The sequence below is a fragment of the Duganella qianjiadongensis genome, from assembly GCF_009857915.1.
GTDB lineage: Bacteria > Pseudomonadota > Gammaproteobacteria > Burkholderiales > Burkholderiaceae_D > Rugamonas > Rugamonas qianjiadongensis.
This window is the reverse complement of record NZ_WWCM01000005.1, coordinates 29,806-48,275: the sequence shown is the minus strand read 5'-3', so window position 1 is coordinate 48,275 and position 18,470 is coordinate 29,806. Positions and strand designations below refer to the sequence as shown.

At 59.2% G+C, this 18,470-nt stretch carries 9 protein-coding genes; 3 read left to right on the top strand and 6 right to left on the bottom strand.

Features of this window, described 5'->3' with window-relative positions:
- Positions 1-150: 150 nt before the first annotated feature.
- Positions 151-1,680, top strand: a complete 1,530-nt coding sequence (locus GTP27_RS09000) for an HDOD domain-containing protein (RefSeq protein WP_161038857.1) — start codon at positions 151-153, stop codon at positions 1,678-1,680.
- 62 nt (positions 1,681-1,742) lie between these two features.
- Here the strand turns inward: GTP27_RS09000 and GTP27_RS08995 are convergent, their stop codons facing one another.
- The 3 genes from GTP27_RS08995 to GTP27_RS08985 all read right to left on the bottom strand — a co-directional run bounded on the left by GTP27_RS08995 (position 1,743) and on the right by GTP27_RS08985 (position 6,365).
- Positions 1,743-2,825 (bottom strand): pentapeptide repeat-containing protein, encoded by a 1,083-nt coding sequence (locus tag GTP27_RS08995; protein WP_161038856.1) that lies wholly within the window; start codon positions 2,823-2,825, stop codon positions 1,743-1,745.
- A 273-nt stretch (positions 2,826-3,098) separates the two neighbouring features.
- Entirely contained in the window at positions 3,099-3,539 is a 441-nt protein-coding gene (locus tag GTP27_RS08990; RefSeq protein ID WP_161038855.1) for a hypothetical protein, read from the bottom strand.
- Between the two features lie 234 nt (positions 3,540-3,773).
- The gene (locus tag GTP27_RS08985; protein ID WP_161038854.1) at positions 3,774-6,365 is read right to left on the bottom strand and encodes a bifunctional aconitate hydratase 2/2-methylisocitrate dehydratase; all 2,592 of its coding nucleotides are present in this window, start codon (positions 6,363-6,365) and stop codon (positions 3,774-3,776) included.
- A 404-nt stretch (positions 6,366-6,769) separates the two neighbouring features.
- On the opposite strand from GTP27_RS08985, the gene GTP27_RS08980 reads away from it, so the two are divergent.
- The gene (locus tag GTP27_RS08980) at positions 6,770-7,525 is read left to right on the top strand and encodes a PEP-CTERM sorting domain-containing protein (protein ID WP_161038853.1); all 756 of its coding nucleotides are present in this window, start codon (positions 6,770-6,772) and stop codon (positions 7,523-7,525) included.
- A gap of 203 nt (positions 7,526-7,728) precedes the next feature.
- Here GTP27_RS08980 and GTP27_RS08975 read toward each other — a convergent pair whose 3' ends face one another.
- The 3 genes from GTP27_RS08975 to GTP27_RS08965 form a co-directional block, all read right to left on the bottom strand.
- The gene (locus tag GTP27_RS08975) at positions 7,729-10,122 is read right to left on the bottom strand and encodes an outer membrane beta-barrel family protein (RefSeq protein WP_161038852.1); all 2,394 of its coding nucleotides are present in this window, start codon (positions 10,120-10,122) and stop codon (positions 7,729-7,731) included.
- A 120-nt stretch (positions 10,123-10,242) separates the two neighbouring features.
- Positions 10,243-11,223, bottom strand: a complete 981-nt coding sequence (locus GTP27_RS08970; protein WP_161038851.1) for a response regulator — start codon at positions 11,221-11,223, stop codon at positions 10,243-10,245.
- Between the two features lie 25 nt (positions 11,224-11,248).
- The gene (locus GTP27_RS08965; RefSeq protein ID WP_161038850.1) at positions 11,249-14,908 is read right to left on the bottom strand and encodes a PAS domain S-box protein; all 3,660 of its coding nucleotides are present in this window, start codon (positions 14,906-14,908) and stop codon (positions 11,249-11,251) included.
- Between the two features lie 318 nt (positions 14,909-15,226).
- Between GTP27_RS08965 and GTP27_RS08960 the strand changes: the two genes are divergently transcribed.
- Positions 15,227-18,406 (top strand): DUF4214 domain-containing protein, encoded by a 3,180-nt coding sequence (locus GTP27_RS08960; RefSeq protein ID WP_161038849.1) that lies wholly within the window; start codon positions 15,227-15,229, stop codon positions 18,404-18,406.
- The last annotated feature ends 64 nt before the right edge of the window (positions 18,407-18,470 follow it).

The following is an 18,470-nucleotide window of genomic DNA, read 5'->3' as shown; positions in this document are numbered from 1 at the left end:
CCATGTAAATTTGAAATCTTTCAAAAAATCAACTAGACTTCATCAATTTTATTAATTACTGACTTGCATTGTGTGAAATTAAACCAATTTCAACATTTACCAAAGAACCATCAATCGGCAGCAACCCATTGCCGGGAAAAGGACTGAAGCATGCAGGCAGAACCAACATCCGTGCGGACCGAAGCGCGTGTCCGCAGCCGCAAGCTGGTCAAAAGCATCAGTGTCGATGACCGCCTGTTGGCGCTCGGTGCCGTCATCATGCAGGTGGTGCAACTGGTCGACCTCGACCAGGAGGGGGCCATCGATCTGGCCCATTACGTGATGTCGGATACGGCGCTGTGCCAGAAGATCCTGCGTCTGGCCAACTCGCAAGCCTATCGCAAGGCCAGCGGCACCCCCATCACCACCATCCGCCGCGCCATCGGCGTGGTTGGCTTCAATGGCGTCAAGAATGCCGCCATGAGCGTGCTGCTGCTGGAGACGCTGGCCAATACTCCGCACGCCCATAGCGTGCGCTTCGAACTGGAAGTATCGCTGTATGCCAGCCTGATTGCACGCGAACTGGACCGCAACGGCGGCTTTCAGGCTGGCGAGGAAGCCGCCATCGGCGCCCTGTTCCGCAATCTTGGCACACTGGTGGTGGCATCGCATGAACACCGGCTGTATGAAAACATCGCCGAACTGGCGGCGTCCGGTAAAGTGACGCAGACACAGGCGGAAACCATCGTGCTCGGCTGCAGCTACGAAAGCATGTCGATTGCTATTCTAAAAGAGTGGCATATGCCGGACGCCATCATCAATACGGTCGAAGCGCTGCCCGCCGAGCCGTGCAAGAGCACCGCCAACCGCGCCCTCTGGCTGCGCCAGACTGTGTCCTTCAGCGTCGAACTGGGCCGTCTGATCGCGCGCCAGCAACCGGCCGACGGTGCCCAGATGGCACGCCTGCTGCAATTCTACGGCGCGGCCTTGCAGCTGGATCTGGGCAGCCTGCGGCGCCTGATCGGCAAGGTCCGTCAGGACGTCGGCAACATGCTGGCCGGGCTCGATATGCGCCCCTATCTGCCGCCGGCTGGCGCCATGGCCGGCCTGTCCGGCCTGCTGGAAGAAGCGGCGATGGCGCCGGCCACGCCGGGCACCGGCTACTACTCTAGCGGCAAGCCCTATCATGCACGCGACCTGCTGCTCAGCGGGGTGCAGCAGATTACCCGCAGCGCGGCGTCGGGCCAGAATAAGCCGGGCCTGATCATTCCCGCCATCTTGCAGACCCTGTGTGACAGCATGGGCTTCCGCTTTGCCACGCTGTGCCTGAAAGATCCCGCCAACGCCAGCTTCCGCGCGCGCGTGGCAGTAGGCGAACAGCAGCTGCCGCGTAGCGCCGGTTTTGTGTTTCCGCTTGAAAGTGGTGGCGACCTGTTCCATCTGGCGATGGAAAACAATGCCGACCTGATGATCGCCGATGCCGCCAACAGCAAGATCGTGCCACTGCTGCCCGAATGGCACCGTGCTCTGCTGCCAGACGCGGCCAGCTTTATCGTACTGCCGCTGCAGATCAAGGGCAATTGCATAGGCCTGCTGTATGCCGACCGCGCCCGCGCTGCTCCCGAAGGCGTGCCGCCCGATGAAACTTCGCTGATCCGCGCCCTCAAGACGCTGGCGCTGGGAGCGCTGGCCGGCCAATAGTCCTGCACTGGCCAGACCCGGGCCGGCATAGCCTAGCGAGTAAAGTTTCTCCCGCGCGGCGGCTAGCGCTCAGTCAGCAGGTAGAGCGTCGTTTGCGGCCCCGCAGGGCCATCGGCGGATGCTGGCTGCGTCACTTTAGGGCTCAGATGCGCCAGCAATACATCGCGGGCGACACGCAAACGGTTAAAGTTATCGCCGCCCTTGTCCGCCTGCGCGCCTTGCAGCTTATCGGGATGGATCGCCAGAGCAAGCTCACGGAACCGGTGGTTGACTTGCTCCACCGTCAGCTGACCTTCCAGCCCCAGCAGCTTCATTGCGGACGCCAGCATTTCCGCTGTGCTCGGCTGACCGTCATCGCTGACCTGATCGAAAAATCGCGCGCTGTCGTAATCGACATTGCTCCAGTCGGTCCGCTCGGTGTAGATGTCGCGCAGGTCCGCGCCCGCCACCCGGGTGTTGGCGTCAAAATAACAGCTGATGAAGGTAACGCCACGGCAATCTGCGCCTTCCAGATTAGCGCCCCGGAAATCGACATTCTTCAGCACCGTGCCGGCAAAGCTGGCACCCGTGAGCGTGGCATTTCTAAAATTGACATTATCCAGCGTCGCGCCCTCGAAGTTCGCCCCGCTCAGCTTTGCCTCCATAAAAGAAGCGTTCTGCAGCTCTGCCGCCTTGAACTGGGCCTTACCTAGCCTGACGCGTTCGAAACCGGCCCGGTGCAATACGGCACTATCAAAATTGACGTCTTCCAGCTCAGCCACCCTGCGCAAATCTACGCCCGCCAGATTCGGCGCCTTGACCGCATCGATTCCCTTGCGATCAAGCACGAAGTCGTCGAGACAATTGTGCAGCACAGTTTTGCCGTTAACCACCGGGAATAGAATGCCGAGCTTGACCAACTCCTCAAACTTCAGTCTGGGCGCGATGTTGCGTAGCGAGTCGGCCATCAGGGCCACCGGTATGTTCAGCTTGGGCACACTATCGAGCGCACTGCCGCTCTTGCTGCGCATATGCGCAATCATCGAACTTAACTGGGCATCGCTAGGCTTGTGCGACAGCCGTGCCCCGGCATTCCAGCCGATATCATGCAACTGCCGGTGCAGTGCATCGGTCGGCGAAATGGTACGGGCGAGCAGCTCGCGCATGAACAGGAAGATGGCTTTGCAAGGATGGCGTCGGACACCGGAAGATGAGACTGCCGAATATGTCCTCGACAAGAAGGTCACTGACTCGGGCAGCCCTGTCCCCTTACTCGATGGGGAAACTGAGTAATGCGCAGTCTGCTGACAGGAGGAATTAACATGCATAGGGGGAAAATCATATCTAGTCGGGTTGGGCGCACGTGACGCCGGCATGTTCCATCTGTAACTTTCTCACATTGAAAGTTCATGACAGCCGCATACCGGCGCCAGCAAGAGCTAGTAAACGAATGTGCCCGGGTATTCCGCATCTTCCAGTTCATCGCGGGCGCTAGCTGTCAGCTTGGCGTACATTTCGTCCCGTTGTTTGGCATTGCTTGCGTTGTAGATGGCCTGGAATTTTTCTACCGCAATTCCCTTGGCCGCCTTACGCCACTTTACTTGATCGGGAGATTTATACCCTTCATCAGTGGCGCTGAAAGTATTGAGACGGCCGCATGCGCGCTCGCGTCGGGCGGCAGCACCGCTCAAGGCAACGCTGATCCGGCCCCAAAGTCCCGTCATAAGTTTATAGGCAGGAAAAGGCGAACGCGCCGCCTTCGGAAGCGCCGACTGGGCCTGGCGCTGGACCAGCCCGACAATATAGCCTTTGCGATTGATGTAGTCGATGTTACCTACCTCGCCGCGCATATAGGATCGGATGGATGTGTGTATCTTCAAAAGAAACTCCTCTTTAATGATGTGGGTAGGAGAGCACGCAAGCGACAGCTCTCCCTACAGATGAGTAACTTCTAGCGATGAAACATTGCTGAGGACACCATAGCGTTGGCAACACGCCCCTGACCAATTGCATGAATAAAAAAACCCGCCAGGCATGGATAACCTGACGGGTTGATCGGCGTCGCCGGATTCGACGACGCCCTGAGAACTGCCAGCACGCCGGCAGTTCGCTATTTACTTGCTGATGGCGACGGTGTCGGCCACGCTGCGGAACTCTTCGATCTGGTCGAAGTTCATGTAGCGGTAGATCTGCGAAGCGTTCTTGTCGATCACGCCGATCTGCGACATGTACTCTTCCTTGGTCGGGATGCGGCCCAGCGCCGAGCACACCGCTGCCAGTTCGGCCGAACCCAGATACACATTGGTTTCCAGACCCAGACGGTTAGGGAAGTTACGGGTCGAGGTCGACATCACGGTGGCGCCCTTGCGGATCTGTGCCTGGTTACCCATGCACAGCGAGCAGCCCGGCATTTCCATACGGGCGCCGGTGCGGCCCAGCGTGCCGTAGTGGCCTTCGGCCGTCAGCACTTGCGCATCCATCTTGGTTGGCGGCGCGATCCACAGACGGACCGGAATATCCGACTTACCTTCCAGCACTTTCGAAGCAGCACGGAAGTGACCGATGTTGGTCATGCAGGAACCCACGAACACGTCGTCGATCTTGGCGCCGGCTACGTCGGCCAGGGTTTTGACGTCGTCCGGATCGTTCGGGCAGGCCACGATAGGCTCGTGGATGTCGGCCAGATCGATCTCGATTACGGCAGCGTATTCAGCGTCGGCATCCGGCGCCAGCAGTTCCGGATTGGCCAGCCATGCTTCCATGGCCTGGATACGGCGTTCCAGCGTACGCTTGTCCTGATAGCCGGTGGCGATCATCCACTTCATCAGGGTGATGTTCGAGGTCATGTACTCGATGATAGGCGCTTTATCCAGATGCACGGTGCAACCGGCAGCCGAACGTTCAGCCGACGCGTCGGACAGTTCGAATGCCTGTTCCACTTTCAGTTCTGGCAGACCTTCGATTTCCAGGATACGGCCGGAGAAGATGTTCTTCTTGCCTTTCTTGTCCACGGTCAGCAGACCCTGACGGATGGCGTACAGCGGAATCGCATTGACCAGATCGCGCAGGGTGACGCCCGGCTGCATCTTGCCTTTGAAGCGTACCAGTACCGATTCAGGCATATCCAGCGGCATCACGCCGGTGGCGGCCGCAAACGCGACCAGACCGGAACCGGCCGGGAACGAAATACCGATAGGGAAACGGGTGTGCGAATCGCCGCCGGTGCCGACGGTGTCCGGCAGCAGCAGACGGTTCAGCCACGAGTGGATCACGCCGTCGCCCGGACGCAGGGCTACGCCGCCACGGTTTTCGATGAAGGTCGGCAGTTCGCGGTGCATCTTCACGTCCACCACTTTCGGATAAGCGGCGGTGTGGCAGAACGACTGCATCACCATGTCGGCCGAGAAGCCCAGGCAAGCCAGATCTTTCAGCTCGTCGCGAGTCATCGGGCCGGTGGTATCTTGCGAGCCCACGGTGGTCATTTTCGGTTCGCAGTAGGTGCCCGGACGGATACCTTTGCCAGCTGGCAGACCGCAGGCACGGCCAACCATTTTCTGTGCCAGCGAGAAGCCGCGGCCGCTGTCAGCCGGATCTTGTGGCAGACGGAACAGGGTCGATACTGGCAGGCCCAGCGCTTCGCGGGCTTTGGCGGTCAGGCCACGGCCGATGATCAGGGGAATACGGCCGCCGGCGCGTACTTCGTCGAACAGCACGTCCGATTTGACTTTGAATTCAGCGATGACAGCGCCGTTTTTCAGGGCTTTGCCTTCGAATGGACGCAGTTCGATCACGTCGCCCATGTCCATTTGCGATACGTCCAGCTCGATCGGCAGTGCGCCGGCATCTTCCATGGTGTTGTAGAAGATAGGAGCGATCTTGGTGCCGAGGCAGACGCCGCCGAAACGCTTGTTCGGGATGAAGGGAATGTCTTCGCCGGTGAACCACAGCACCGAGTTGGTCGCCGATTTACGCGACGAACCGGTACCAACCACATCACCCACGTAGGCCACCAGATTGCCTTTGGCTTTCAGCGCTTCGATCTGCTTGATCGGGCCGACTTTACCCGGCTCTTCCGGGTTGATGCCCGGACGCGGGTTTTTCAGCATCGCCAGAGCGTGCATAGGGATGTCCGGACGGGTGGTCGCGTCAGGGGCTGGCGACAGATCGTCGGTGTTGGTTTCGCCCGACACTTTGAATACGGTCAGGGTCATGCTTTGTGGCACTTCCGGACGCGAAGTGAACCACTCGGCGTCAGCCCACGACTGGATCACGGCCTTGGCACGGGCGCTGCCCTTGTCGGCCAGTTCTTTCACGTCATGGAAGTAATCGAACATCAGCAGGGTCTTTTTCAGGCCTTCGGCGGCCACGTCGCCCACTACGGCGTCGTCCAGCAGGTCGATCATAGGCTTGATGTTGAAGCCGCCCAGCATGGTGCCCAGCAAGCGGGTAGCCAGCTCGCGCGACACCAGCGGCGAGGTTTCCGTGCCTTTGGCGACCGCCGACAGGAAAGCGCATTTGACTTTGGCCGCATCATCCACACCGGCCGGAACGCGGTTGGTGATCAGGTCGACCAGGAATTGTTCTTCGCCAGCAGGCGGATTCTTCAGGAGTTCGACCAGGTCCGTGGTCTGGGCCGCCGACAGCGGCAGCGGTGGAATACCAAGGGAGGCACGTTCAGCGACGTGGGTGCGGTAGGCAGCTAACATGGAGAACTCTCATTCAGGTTGATTGCAGGGAAGCGGAGCGACTCCGCCGACTCTGATGACTATTGTACCTCAACAAGTCTTATATAAGACATATAATAGGAGACAGCACGCATATTTTGCCACAAAACAGCTCGCACTCGAGCTAAAACCATGTTTCAGACACGGCTCCAGCAGGCTGATCCTTGTGCGTCCCCGACAGTATTTTGCACCTGTCCAGTGAATCGGGAAAGCCCCACCAGGCAATTTACCGGCCGTTCCGGCGCCGCACTTCACCTTCCTGCTGTAGTAATTCAACATCATCGGTAAATAATGCCGCAATAAAAGATTGACGAAAACACAAATTAAACCGATGCTTAGTTAATGATTAAATAATTTCCCAAATTTACAGGAAACTACCTCAATCCATGAAAAAAACGCAGCATCTATTTGCTCTTGGCACTTTACTCGCCAGCCTGAGCTTGAGCGGCCACGCTCAGACACAAGTAATCGCCCAGTCAAAAGCCAGCATCACGGGATTCAGTTATGAATTGATCGACCTCGACCCGAATGATGGCATCACGCCGGCTCTGACGTCACTCGAGCATTCGAACTTCATGATCGCCTTCTACTACACTGGCAACAATAACTTGCCCGACCTGCGCAAGAGCTGGCGCAATACGGCGATCATGACGCTAGAGGGCCCGGCCGGCAAATCCACGTCCAGCTATATTGACAACAGTATGAGTGCCTCACTGGAGTTCTACACAACGGGGGCCAGGATGATGCATATAAACTCGTCCGATTGGAGCTTCACCATGACACCTCATACTGCCGTACGCCTCACGGCACTAGGCAGCATCCGTAGCGAAGTCCAGAACAATGTCAGCACATCTGCGGACGCCCAGCTATATGCCGCTTACTACACCAGCGACAATGACACCGACGAAGAATATTTGCACGACGACCTGTTCACCTACTATGAACCACAAACGCAGCGCGCCATGAGTGTCGTGATGAGTTCCGGTGATAGCGTGCTACGGGGACGTTTCGGCATGATGACAGACGCGATGGGACAGTCAAACAATCCGCTGCCGGTGCCCGAACCCGCCAGCTACCTGATGCTGCTTGCCGGCTTAGCTGGTCTGGCAGCTAGCCAATGGCGCCGCGGCCGCCGCGCCTGATTCATTTAATCGCCGGGCGGCGGAATGCCGCCGCTAATGACTGCACTCCGCTGTATACCGGCCATCCCGCCAGACGGAAAAAATGGACAGAATGTTTGCCGGCGCGCACGGCTAATATTGAGCGCCTGCAAATTTGGAGGTCGCCGCACTGCCTCCTGAAGCGGCGTGCCTGCCGGCGCTGTCTGGAACTCGGCAGCGATTGCCTAATTCTTTTTCTCGGCTGCCGGCTTTTCGGTCACTTCCGGTTTGCTCTGCTGACCCTGCATCATGCGCATAGCATCCTTGGCCACCTGACTGTCCGGATTCACCCCGGCCGCCTGCAGCGCGTTGCGCACCGCATCATTACCGGCAACACCGCCAAAGGTGTAGCGCAGGCCCACGTACAGGCGGCGCTGATGCACGTTCACATCGTTATGATCGCGCAGCACATCGGTGTCGACACGGTAGCGCTGGTCCGTACCCCGGAACACGTCGTTGGCACGCAGATTGAGCGACAGGCGCGGCGAGAACTTGTGCTCGAGCGCCAGATTCACCATGCTGAACGGCTCGCGGTAGCCTTCGCCCGACAGCTGTTTGCCCTGACGGAAAGTCATAAAGGTCAGCGTATCGTCCGGCGTAATGCTCCATTGCGCCCCGCCCTGCAAGCCAAGCGACGGCGTGCGGCGCTTCTCGCCCGTGGGTCCCAGCAGGCCCAGCCGGTCCTGCTCGATGAAGCCCCAGTTTCCGTTGAACATAAAGCGGATCGATGGCAGGGATATGCCGTTCCATTTCATATTCGGCGGAATCATTGCCATGATGGAGAACTCGACACCACCGGCCGCGCGGTCGCCTTCGTTTTCCTTAGTAGTCAGCAGCGTGGTCGGGCTGATGAAAGTGCGGCGTTCGGTAATCACATCCGATTCATGCCGCAGATAGCCGCGCAGGCTGGCCGGCATCAGGCCTTTGATCTTGGTTTCGTAACCCAGTTCCAGCGAGTGCAGCTTGACCGGCAGCAGATGGGGATTGCCGGAGCTGATCGAGTACTCGCTGGCATAGTTCACAAACGGATTCAGGTCGCCCGCAGCAGGACGGGAAATCCGGTCCGCATACGACAGGCGCAGATTGCTAAACTGGTCGAGCTTGTAGGTCAGGAACAGGCTGGGCAGATAATTGGTGTAACTATTGCTGGCCTGGACACTGGTGCTGACCTGATCCAGATCGAGCGCCGTATGCTCGACCCGCAGGCCGCCCTTGAACGACCACAGCGGATTAAGCGGCAATTCATAGGTGGCATAGGCCGCCGTGACATCCTGCGCCAGCTTGAACAGATTGCTGCGGCGCGTGTCCAGCCCGCCGTTATCGAGGAACAGATAGCGGTAATCGGTGGTCTGGCGGGTGCGCTGCCAGCGTCCGCCCGCCGTGAGGAAACCGCTGCCCACCTTGCCCGAATAGTCGCTGCTCAGATCCGTCAGGCGGATCAGGCTCTCCAGATTCTGGGTGTAGTCGCGCAATACCGGCGCGCCTGTGGCAGGCAGCATCACCGGCTGGTACAGGGCGGCTGTGTCGGCGTTGTTATTGTTGGACGAATGGCGCAGGTCCACTTTCAGGCTTTCGCCGTCGGTGTTGAAGCGGCGCTCCCAGCCTGCCACCACTTCGTGGTTGAGTGCGTCACCGCTGCCGACCCGGCGCGTCAGGTAATCCACCAGCGGCACGCTGCCAGTGCCGAAGTCGCTCAGATGCTCGTTGCTGCGGAAGTCATTGCCGCGCTTGTTCAGCGACAGCGAAGCCGTCAGCGTATCGCGCTCGTTGTAGTTGTAGCGGCCGCCCACGCCGCCCTGGATGAAGTCGGTCAGGCCGCGCCGCTGGCTAGTCTGGTGCAGGCGGCTGACGCTGCTGCTGGCCGGGTCCAGCCGTTCGCGCACATCGTCCCCTTCCGACTCGTTGCCATCACGGCGGTAATTAAAGCTGCCGTTCACAGAAGCATAGCCGGCACTGTAGCTGCCGTTGGCGAAGGCGTTCTTGCGTCCGGCCGGGCCGAGATTGCCCGCCACGCTGCCGTTGCCGCCCGGTTTGGTGTAGCGGCGCGAGATCAGATTAAGGATGGGACCGCCGCCGGCTTCATTGCCGAATTCGGCGCCGGGGTTGTTAATCACCTGCACCGACTCGTAATTCTCGGCGGGCAGCGCATTGATGGCGGCCGCGCGGTTTTCGCCTTGCATCTGGGCAGTAGGCTTGCCGTCCACCAGCACGGTGACGCGTTCGCTGCCGCGCAGGCGCACCGTGCCGTTAGGATCAACATTGACGGATGGGACGTTGTTGAGCACATCGCCTATCGACGAACCGGCAGTGCTGGCGTCGTTCTTGATGTCATAGACTTGCCGGTCGATGCGGTTGGTCTGGCGCTCGCTCACCACATTCACGACAGGCGTAGTCGCCGCTTCCGGCCCGCTGGTCGCCGGCTGGGCAGCGAGCTGCGCGGCATTCGGCTTGCTCTCTTCTTTGCCCTTGGCAGGCGCGCTGTCGTTGGTCTGGGCCTGCGTCTGGGCGTGCCAGCTCAGGAGTAGTGCAGCGATGGCTGCAGAAAGAACGGACTGGTGAGGACGGAACAGCAGGGACATGATGGAATAGCGGCAAGGTCTATGATCGTAAGAGGCCGCCACCTTACCACTTTCCATAAAGACAAGCTAGCAAATCAGCAACAATGATAGTGACTACCGCCACAATCGCAGCGCAAGGCGCTAATCAGCCCAGTTGCGCTGCACTTCGCGGATTTGCGGCTCCAGCGTTAGGAACAGTTCAGCCAGTTGCGGATCGAAATGGCTGCCGGCCTCTTTGCGGATCAGCTCGAACGCCTGTTCCAGCGACCAGGCGCTCTTGTAGGGACGCACGCTGGTCAGCGCATCGAACACGTCGGCAATGGCGACGATGCGCGCTTCCAGCGGAATCTGCTCACCGCTGATGCCGCGCGGATAGCCGCTGCCATCCCATTTTTCATGGTGGTTGCGGGCGATACTGGCAGCCATCCTGAGCAGGCTGGAATCATCGTCGCCCAGTATTTCGGCACCGATATCGACATGGCTCTGCATGATCTTCCACTCGTCGGCATCGAGCTTGCCCGGCTTGAGCAGCACCGCATCGGGTATCCCTATCTTGCCGATGTCATGCATGGGCGCGGCCAGGAACATCTGCTCGACAAACACGCTATCGCAGCCGGCGGCCTGCGCCAGATAGCGGGCAAAATGGCTCATGCGGATCACGTGCAAACCGGTTTCGTTATCCTTGTATTCGGCCGCCTTGCCCAGTTTATGGATGATCTGCAAACGGGTTTTTTCCAGCTCTTCGGCACGCACCAGCGACAGGTGGGTCTTGACCCGCGCCTTGACCACGGCAGGGCTGACGGGCTTGCTGATGTAGTCCACGGCGCCGGCCTCGAAGCCGGTCGCTTCGTCATCGGCATCACTAAGGGCCGTTACAAAAATTACCGGTATCTTGCAGGTCTGTGCGTTCTGTTTCAGGCTGCGGCAGACTTCCAGTCCCGTCATGCCTGGCATCATCACATCCAGCAGTATCAGATCGGGGCGCTCCAGTGCCGCCAGCTCCAGCGCTTTCTGCCCATTGCGGGCAAACTGCAGGCGATAATCGTCCTGCAGGATGTTGCGCAGCACCTGCAGGTTGGTCGGCTCGTCGTCGACCAGAAGTAAGTTGGGAAGAGAGTTCATCTTGGGGTGGACCAGGGTTATATAGTTACGAACCAGCAGCAGCCGGATACGCCTGCATCAGACGGCCGATCTCACGCTGTGCCTGCTCGAAGTCGAAATCGTCCAGCGCGCTCTGCAGGCTGGATGCCTGCTGCGCATCCAGTGCCGGCATCAGCTGGCTGATCGCTTCATCATCGAAAGTACTATGGCTGAAGGCCCGCTGCAGGCGGCTGAGCAGGGCCGGCACATCGACACCGGCCTGCACACGCTCTGTCCCGCCCTGCGGCGCGGCATTATTTTCCAGTTTGGCCAGTTCGGTCCGGGCCTGCGCCAGCTCGGCGGCCAGCGCGTCCAGCGCGGCACCATCGTAGCCTGCAGCGTGTTCGATCGCCGCCGCCGCCACCGCCACCCGGCTCAATCCCAGATTGGCCGCCGCACCTTTAATCCTGTGTCCGATAGCAGCCAGATCGGCCGCTGCGGCTGTCGCATGCAGGCCATCCAGCAACGCGGCATTGCCGACAAAATTGCCTATCGCCCGTATCAGACTGGCAGGCTCGCGCCAGCGGCTCAGCGCGCCGTTCCAGTCCAGCCATTCGTCATTCTGTACAGCGGCGCCTGCCGATGACTGGGCCCGCTCTGGCTGGGCAATGCCCAGCACGCGCAGCATTTCGTTTTCCAGTTCCGGCAGATTGATCGGCTTGGTCGCAAAGCCGCGCATACCAGCCTCGATGGCCGCATCGCGGTCCTTGTTCAGTACACTGGCGGTCAGAGCGATCACGGCAGGCGTGGTCCTGCCACCCGCTGCGGCGCTGGCTATGATTCGGCGGGTAGCTTCCAGCCCGTCGATATCGGGCATCTGCACATCCATCAGGATGACATCGAACTGGCTGCTGGCAAAGGCGTCGACCGCAGCCTGGCCGCCACTGGCCGCAACCACCGTATGCCCTTTATCTTCCAGCATCAGGCGCAGCAGTTGCAGATTTTCCGCGACATCGTCGGCAATCAGAATAGTCAGCGGTGGCATTTCGGCATGCTGCACCACCTTCTGTACTCCGGCCGGGTTACCCTCCTCCAGCGGAATGACCACTTCAAACCGGCTCCCCTGCCCCGGTACGCTGCTCACCCCGATCTCGCCGTCCATCAGATCGGTAAGCTGCTTGGCGATGGTGGTGCCCAGACCAGTACCGCCAAAGCGCCGCGACATCGAAGCATCGGCCTGCGTGAATGGGGCAAAGATGCTGTCGATACGGTCTGCCGATATGCCGATGCCGGTGTCCTCGATCACGAAATGCAGCTGCTTACGCGCCGCACTGACAGTCAGCTTCACCTCGCCTTGCTCGGTGAATTTCACTGCATTACCGAGTATATTCGTCAGAATCTGGCGCAGCCGCAGCTCATCCGATCGGATGTATGCAGGGCAGCTGGCGTCGTAATGGAACTCCAGCCGGATATGCTTGCTATCAGCCTGTATGCGGAAGGTACTGATCAGTTGCTCGCATAAATCATGCAGCGAAAAGTCGCGCTTTTCCAGTTCGATCGCACCGCGTTCCAGCTTGGCCGTATCGAGTATGTCATTGAGCAAGCCCAGCAGCGAGCGCGCCGACTGCTTGACGGTCTTCAGATAGCTGAGCTGTTTCTGGTCCAGCTGGGTTTTCAGCAGGATTTCCGTAAAGCCGATAATCGCGTTCATAGGCGTGCGGATTTCATGGCTCATATTTGCCAGAAACATGCCTTTAGCCGCCGAAGCCTGCTCGGCAATGTCTTTGGCACTGATCAGGTCCAGTTCGATCGCCTTGCGCTGGGCCAGATCCGCTGCCAGCTTGACCACTTTCCACGGCTTGCCGTCAATATCGAGAATAGGATTATAGGCCGCCTGTAGCCAGACTTTTTTGCCGTTCTTGCCTTCACGGTAAAACTCGCCGCTGTGGAAGCGCCCATCGCGCAGCTTGCGCCAGAACGCCACATATTCCTGACTAGCCGCCTCTTCCGCCGTGCACAGCATTCTATGATTTTTGCCACGCAATTCTTCCAGTCTGTAACCGGTCAGCTTCTCGAAATTCTCGTTCACATCGAGGATATTGCCCTGCATATCGAATTCCGCCACAGCCAGCGACTTACGGATGGCCATGACGATGCCCTGATATTCGGCCGCCTGTATCTTCGACTCGGTAATGTCGAGCATCACCCCGTCGATCCACAAGGCCTTGCCATCCTCGCCATACACCCCGCCGGCACTCTCGGATAACCAGCGCTCGCTGCCATCTTTTCTGAACAGGCGGTACTCGATACTGTAAGACGTGTGTTCGCTCAGCGCATCGGCTACTGCCTTGCGTACATGAGCGATATCGTTGGGATGTATCAGGTCGGCATAGCTCACCTGCTGTTCCATGAAAGCGGCACGGTCCCAGCCGGTCAGGGCCAGCACGGCATCGCTGATAAAGATCTTGGTCCACTGGGCATCCACCCGGCTACGGAAGGCAACGCCGGGGATATTGGCAATCAGGGTACGGTATTTGGTTTCGCGCTCCTGCAATTCGGTCTGCATGGTAATACGTTCGCTGATATCGGTAACAAAGCCGACGAAGAATTGCTGCTGCACGGTGCTGGCCCGTCCCACGGCTAAGCGGATAGGAAATATGCTACCGTCTGCGCGGCGCGCGGAAATTTCACGACTCTGTCCGCTGACTTTAGCGCTGGCGCTGGTGAAAAAGTCGCTCAGAAACTGCCTGGGCCGGCCGGAATCAGACTCCGGCATCAGCACCTGTATGTTGTGGCCGACCAGAGCCCCGGACTGCCAGCCAAACATGCTGCAGGCCGCATCATTGGCTGCCAGTATCCGTCCCTGTGCGTCCATGGTGATGATGCCATCGAGCGCCGTCTCGACGATGGCGCGCAGACGCTCCTCGTTTTCCTGCATGCGGTTGTACAGCTGCCGCAGACGCAATAAAAAATTACCGGCTAATATCAGGCCGCTGGCAACCATGGTGACGATGGCGATAATCAGCGCCAGGTAATTGTTTTCGTCACCGTTAAGCGCCCCCTCGGTCCCGCGCAGGCCGACGAAACGCGCGGCCGCCATGCCGGTGTAATGCATGGCCGAGATGGCCAGCCCCATCACACTGCCACCTATCAGTATCGCCCGTAAATTGCTCAGACGGCCGCGCTGCTTCAGATCGAAGCGTATCCATAAAGCCAGCATCGCCATGCAAACGGCCACCACGATAGACAGCAGGAACCAGGCAGAATCGTAGCGCAGCAGATAAGGCATGTGGACAGCTGCCATGCCCGAGTAATGCATCAGGCCTATGCCGGCCCCCATGACCGTGCCGCTGATCAGCAATTCCCGCTTGCTGAAATCATCTTTGCTCAGCAGGTTCAGGGCAAACCACGAGGCCAGTATGCCGGGCAACATGGACAGCGCCGTCAGCAGCTTGCTATAGCTGGCCGTAGCGCAAAAACTGTAGGCCAGTATGCCGATGAAATGCATGGACCAGATGCCCACGCCCAGTGCCACCGAGCCGGACAGCAGAGCAAACTGCTTGTGCAAACGGCTCTCCGCCAGCTGGGCCAGCCCCGACATCTGCAGCGCCATCATGGAGCTGAACACGGCACTCAGTACCGATAGCGCCACCAGCGGCCACGCATAGCTGCCGTTCACATACATTGCTTCGGCAATTCCGGGACTGGTAAAAAAATACTCGAGCATGGTGCGGGTCCTGACTTCTGGCCTATTCCGGGGCGTGAAATAATGCAATATGGTTTACTTGCTTATAGTAAAGCAACTTAATGTAGTAGGACAGCAAAAACCACGGTCCATGCACATCTGGCCGAGCCGGCCGGGAAGCGGGACGGATGTACAGCCAGCAAAAGGGCTGAAGACTCGAAGCTAGTAATTTGCAAGCAAATGACGGACGATAGAAGGCCTTTAGGTATCGGACGGATAAGGAGAGCGGGCACTACTGGATGGTGGTCTGGTCAACTGCGAGATAATGTCAAATATTTATCTTTTACCCCGCCGACGCCCATGTTACGTCCCCACTATGCGACTTGCCTGAGCCTAGCGGCTGCCCTATTCCTCGCTGGCTGCGGAGGCGACCAGACCGCGACATCAGGTTTTGCCGGTACGGCCCGCAAGGCGCAGGGATCGGCGACTGTCTCGCCCACCGTCTATGAAAGCGCTTTGCAGCAGATTTATGTAGGCTACTTCGGCCGCCCAGCCGATCCGGCCGGGCTGCTGTATTACGAACGCCTGCTGCGCGACCTGAACGCGCCGACCGACATTCCCGGACTACGCAAGGCCTACGACAGCAACCCCAGCATCGCTCAGGTCATCGACAGTTTCGGCAATAGTCAGGAATCCAATGATCTGTACCCGGGAAGCACGGACGAGTTTATTACCGCGATCTACCGCAATCTGTTCAATCGTGAACCCGATGCATCAGGAAAAGCCTTCTGGGTCGGCGTGATTCAGCGCGGCGCTATTACGCGCGCCAATGCAGTGCTGTCGCTGATGGCGGGCGCGCTCAGCACGGACCTCGATCTGATTAATAAAAAGACCCGTGTCGCCGCCGATTTCACCAATTCCCTGACCAGTACGGCAACCGTGAATGCCTATTCCGGCATTAGCGCCACCGCTTCGGTGCGCGATGCGCTTTCCAAAGTCAGCAACAACTCGGACACTGCAGCCGATCAGGCACGCATGAACGGCGTAACGACCGTACTGACTGCCGGGCTGCCGCTAGACCAGCAAACCCAGCTGCTAGCCGGTGCAGGCGGGCTGGTGCAGAAGAGCGATGGCACCACATGGGCGTGGGGGCTCTACGCGTTAGTGGTAAACGGCGCAACCACCCCCACTAAGATCAGTGATACGCCTTATGCGCGCCTGTATGTCGCAGGCAATGGCGCAACCTTTGCGGCTCTGGCTGCAAATGGCGACCTGTACATGTGGGGCGATAATTCATCTGGACAATTTGGCCCCAACAAAACTGCGCAGTATTACCTCAGTCCCGTCGCCACAGGCTTGATCGGATTCAGTGATATCTCCATCGGAGGAGCGACGCTCGCTGTTTCCGCGAGTGGTCAGCTCGGTGGCTGGGGTTACAATGGAACCCACACTATTCTCGGCGCACCTGCGACCGACCATATTGCTCCCACCGCCTTCATGGATGGCGTACGCACGGTGCTCGCGGGCGCGAACGCCGCCATCCGTTACGATGGCAGCCTGGTCACTTGGGGTCCGGATTACCTGCGTCTGATCAGCGTCGACGGCACTGCACTGATTACAAGTCCCATGACGCTGGCCACCAATGTCAAGCAAGCTGCAGCCGGTGCCAGCTTCTATGTCATCCTGAAAAATGATGGCACGCTCTGGACTTTGGGCAGGAATTTGGACGGCCAGTTGGGCGATGGCAGCAAAGTTGATTACAGCACCGCCGCTAGGCAGATTGGTTCCGGCTATATTGCAGTGGCCGCTGGCACAGCGTTCGGCATGGCGCTCAAAGCCGACCACACCTTATGGACCTGGGGCTCGAACTACTTCGGCCAGCTCGGCGATGGCAGCACCACCAATCAGGGGCAGCCGGTGAAAGTGCTAGACCATGTGGTCAGTATCGCCGCAGGCGCCTACCATGCGCTAGCGCTAAAAGACAACGGCACGATCTGGGCCTGGGGCCGCAACGAATACTACGAACTGGGCGACGGCTCGAAAGCCCAGCGCAATGCCCCGGTTCTGGTATTCGACACCGCCCCCGGCAAATGCGCTGGCGGGGTAGCGGCCAACAGCGGACGCTGTCCTGCCCTGCCCGACCCCAATCTGGTGTGTCAGCCGCCTAGTGTCAAGCAGAACGGACAGTGCGTGATCCTGCCGCCACCACCGCCGACATGCGCTGCGCCTGCGCAGTTGATAAACAGCCAGTGCATCGTACCCGGCAATTGCGCTGCCAATGAAGTCGATGTGGGCGCCGGGCAATGCGTACCAGCCGTCACCGGCTGCAATTCCGTGTACGTCAAGCTCAACCAGTGCGCCAGTCCGAATACCAATGGCGACGCCTTGCGGATTACCTACTATGGCCCCACCACGGCGCGCCCGTCCAAGTTTGGCGACCCGTTGATCGCCTATCTCCGGTTTAACCTCGAACTACGCCCGGACTACGCCACAGCAACGCTGAAAACTGCAGCCGGCAAGGAGGTTCCAGCCTCGGTAAGGATCGAAAACGTGCCTTCGCCTACCGCCTTAGGGCGCTACTCGATGCTGGTCACGCCGCAATCCGATGTGCAGGGCGACTACATTCTTGAGCTCAATCCGCGCATGGGCCCCAAGGACTATCCGGCCGCTACCATTTCGACCGACCAGACCAAACTGTCGCTGCATTTCGACCGCGGTTTTACTGTCGCACCGGTGGGCGTAGCGAGCAGCGATCCGCTGCACGTCAACTACGACTATTTCGACACCGTCGTGGTCGATTTCCTTGCCAACCAGATGGATGCCAGCACCTTAGGTGCCGGCGCGATCCAGATCTACAATGTCACTGACGATAAACCGGCCACGGTGCTGACCAATGTGTCTAGTAACCGCCTGATTGCGGCGCCGACTGGCGGATTCCTGTCAAACACGGCCTACCGCGCTACGCTCGGCACCACGGTCAAAACCAAGGACGGCAAACATCTGAGCCAGCCTTACTCGTGGGAATTCACTTCACCACCACCCCGCCCCGGCGCTACCTGCCCGATTTATACCTCGATCGCCTCCAGCTGCGGCCTGATACCGAACGCGCCTCCGACCACCACGCCCGGCGGCGGTGCCGGCGGTTCCGGCGGCACCGGCACCACGCCCGTCACCAGCCATGGCGTCACCGCCACCTCACCCAATAGCGGCTCTTCGGGTGCGTCTTGCCTGCGCTTCTCGCAAGGTGTGGATGATAGGGCCTGGAAAATCACCAATACCTGCTCGGCACAGGTCTACATCATGACCTGCCATGACAAGTCGGCGCTGGTTCCGGGATCGTCGGGCGGCATCTGCGCCTCGCAGCCTGACAAGCTGTTCTACACCCACACATGGTGGATAGATCCGGGGCAGACCTCCGAGAATTACCTGACCACGCCATTCGATTCCAACATCTGGTATGGCGCCTGCATCAAAGTCGGCAGCAAGCTGCCGTCGGCGAGCGTGGTGGACAACAAGGGACATTATTACTGCAAGGAGTGAGGGATAGGCGGCACTCTGGACAAGTTCCGCCGCCCCGCAAAATACCTGGCTTCGAGCGCCTGCT

Coding starts and splice junctions, on each gene's coding strand:
- GTP27_RS09000 (WP_161038857.1), top strand. CDS start 151: ATGCAGGCAGAACCAACATCCGTGCGGACCGAAGCGCGTGTCCGCAGC.
- GTP27_RS08995 (WP_161038856.1), bottom strand. CDS start 2,825: ATGCGCGAGCTGCTCGCCCGTACCATTTCGCCGACCGATGCACTGCAC.
- GTP27_RS08985 (WP_161038854.1), bottom strand. CDS start 6,365: ATGTTAGCTGCCTACCGCACCCACGTCGCTGAACGTGCCTCCCTTGGT.
- GTP27_RS08980 (WP_161038853.1), top strand. CDS start 6,770: ATGAAAAAAACGCAGCATCTATTTGCTCTTGGCACTTTACTCGCCAGC.
- GTP27_RS08975 (WP_161038852.1), bottom strand. CDS start 10,122: ATGTCCCTGCTGTTCCGTCCTCACCAGTCCGTTCTTTCTGCAGCCATC.
- GTP27_RS08970 (WP_161038851.1), bottom strand. CDS start 11,223: ATGAACTCTCTTCCCAACTTACTTCTGGTCGACGACGAGCCGACCAAC.
- GTP27_RS08965 (WP_161038850.1), bottom strand. CDS start 14,908: ATGCTCGAGTATTTTTTTACCAGTCCCGGAATTGCCGAAGCAATGTAT.
- GTP27_RS08960 (WP_161038849.1), top strand. CDS start 15,227: ATGTTACGTCCCCACTATGCGACTTGCCTGAGCCTAGCGGCTGCCCTA.